The organism is Lysinibacillus sp. NPDC097287 (assembly GCF_044761695.1).
Classification (GTDB): Bacteria; Bacillota; Bacilli; order Bacillales_A; family Planococcaceae; genus Lysinibacillus.
The window spans coordinates 1-1091 of the sequence record NZ_JBIWCX010000081.1 but is presented as its reverse complement, the minus strand read 5'-3'; the positions used below and the strand labels follow the sequence as shown (position 1 = coordinate 1091).

The window sequence follows — 1091 nt, the reverse complement described above, 5'->3', positions numbered from 1 at the left end:
CCATCAACGGCAACTAGTGGCCGAATTTAAGTGATGCTCATGGAGTCCCTCCCTCGGATTCTCGAGGCCACGTCTGCGCCCTCACTGCAGCGCAATTCGAGCAGTAGTTCTCGTCGACGGAATGTGTCCACCCTGGCTCGATCGCGGATCTCACGACACTGCACGATGACAAGTAGTTCGCCGGAACTTCTCGAGTAGTTCCACACGCATCACAGTTCACGGTGATCGACATCGTCAATTGTCAACTCCCGGATTCACCAGATCTCCGCCAGTTGCCCCCACTGTCATGGTCTCTGGCTCCGGAGCAATGATGGTGACAGGAACTGCGCCGCGGATCCGCTCCTCAAATCTCAGGCAGAGCCGCGCGTACACCACCAACCCTGTTTCCGAGTTCGTCATAGTGCCACTGATCCACCGTTCGTCGATCCCGTCGATGATCTGTCTCAACGTCGGCCGACGTTCCCATTCTGCTTCGCGGGCGTACCGGTTGATCGCCGCGGCAATACGTTTAGGTTCGACGCCATGTCCGTAGATGCACACCGGTATCGCTGGATGAAAGTCGGGTGGAACGAGGAACCACTCTCTGAAAAGCCCGCGCAGCCTGCCCAGTGGGGTAATGGTGATTCGCACTCCGTAGTAGTGCTCACTGAAATTCTCGGGGCCGACTGGACTGAGGACATGCGTGCCCAGTTTCGCCTGACTCGTAGCGTGTCTTCCATGCTTAGCGATTTTCTCGACCACTTTCCCTCACTTCCGTTCTCTCACTTGCCTCGAAGCGGCCGGCGCAGTCTTCGAGGTCTGCAATCGTCTGCCACGCGTGCTCCCAATCCCCACCTTCGTGAGGGTCCAGTACTTCCACGGCGTTTCGTAGGGCTAGTGCAGCGACACTGAACGCTGACACTGCGGTACGGGCAACCGGCGAGTTGACGAGATCCCTGTACGGGATGTTCTGTCGCAGACGGCACCGGCGGCACAGGCGTCCGGCGATATCCGAGTCCAGCCCATCGTGGTACCAGTCCGGCGTGACGCACCGGCAGTGCGTCTTCACTTCTTCTGTAACGGCTGGCAGGGAGTTAGGGCAGGGTTTGTTG

1 protein-coding gene is annotated in these 1091 nt (G+C 58.7%); it reads right to left on the bottom strand.

Going from position 1 to position 1091, the window contains the following annotated elements:
• Positions 1 to 234: 234 nt before the first annotated feature.
• Positions 235 to 741, bottom strand: coding sequence for a hypothetical protein (locus tag ACIQ2D_RS22250; RefSeq protein ID WP_041814180.1), 507 nt, complete (start codon positions 739 to 741; stop codon positions 235 to 237).
• Positions 742 to 1091 lie beyond the last annotated feature (350 nt).